Consider the following 765-nt stretch of genomic DNA (forward strand, 5'->3'; position numbering starts at 1 on the left):
TGAAAAATTCATTGTACTATCTAGCACCCATATCTTTAGCTGCCTCACCAGAAATAGACTGTTTCCACTCTTTTTTTCTTACGACTTCTTCTAAATCTTGCAACTGTCTCAGGTTCACCGCATCGGCAGATTTGCTATCAGCTGCTACGCCTATAATTTGTCGCGTTATGTTCTTACTAGGAACACCAATATTTACTGAAACTTTCGTACTTTTCCATTGAGATTAGGTGTTTTTAGCCAGTCCTTGCAGAACAGACGTATCCCCAAAAACGCCAGCAGTCCTACCAGACACAGAGCTGTTCCCGATAGCCCCCCATCAACCATCACTTTAGAATAGGAACCTAAAGCGATACTTCCAACCCCTTTTGCTTTTGAATAGAAGCCCATAGAAATAGCTTCTTGAGCAAATGCTTATGTACGGATGACCAAGAGCAATCGAACCATATTCTAAAGCTTTAGAAACAGCTGCTACTACTGTTGAATAATCACTCTTCGAAAGAGTATAATCATTTTCCCCGTGTTCGCTCTTCTTATTATATTCACTACCTATTGCAATACTGCTTTTCTCTAAAGCGTAAGCCATATTGCCTACAGAAACGCTTCATTCTTTTTCCGTTTGCGCTCCACTACCCTAAAGCAATACTTGTGTTTGGAGTACGTTGCATATCTGTAGATCGTTGCATTATAAAGCATACGTTTAAAACTATACGAAAATAAAAGCTAAAACTGTCTTCTTTTAATAAAGGGTATATTCGTATTTACATT

At 38.7% G+C, this 765-nt stretch carries 1 protein-coding gene; it reads right to left on the reverse strand.

The genetic code is table 11. From position 1 onward, the window contains the following. Positions 1-192: 192 nt before the first annotated feature. Complete coding sequence (locus ACFIL8_RS11610; RefSeq protein WP_375681851.1) at positions 193-387, reverse strand: hypothetical protein; 195 nt, start codon at positions 385-387, stop codon at positions 193-195. Positions 388-765 lie beyond the last annotated feature (378 nt).

The organism is Bartonella sp. AP57NXGY (assembly GCF_042195805.1).
In the GTDB taxonomy this organism is placed as follows: domain Bacteria; phylum Pseudomonadota; class Alphaproteobacteria; order Rhizobiales; family Rhizobiaceae; genus Bartonella.

Coding starts and splice junctions, on each gene's coding strand:
- ACFIL8_RS11610 (WP_375681851.1), bottom strand. CDS start 387: ATGGGCTTCTATTCAAAAGCAAAAGGGGTTGGAAGTATCGCTTTAGGT.